The 253-nt window shown below is 43.1% G+C and carries 1 protein-coding gene; it reads right to left on the bottom strand.

Going from position 1 to position 253, the window contains the following annotated elements; translation table 11 throughout:
* The coding region (locus tag ACPYOJ_RS35990) for a hypothetical protein (RefSeq protein WP_481420479.1) at positions 1–253 on the bottom strand (253 nt) is incomplete at both ends.

Consider the following 253-nt stretch of genomic DNA (forward strand, 5'->3'; position numbering starts at 1 on the left):
GATGATATATTCCCAGCCTTTTCCCGGAACTTTTTTCTCTACCAGGCGATTCCAGCCGTCATACCGGTACTGGTAGCAAAGCTTATCATAAGTGGTCTGATTCATCGGCGCATTCACAGCCATTGTAGGAATCACAAAAGCGAGCTGCTCATACTCATTATACACGTAATAGGTATCTGTTTCCTCAGCCGTTCCGATTGCTTTCTTTACAAGCACGACCTGTCCGGCTTTATTTTTATATTCAGTACTTTTA

It is taken from the genome of Rhizobium sp. SVR5-9E, assembly GCF_056755095.1.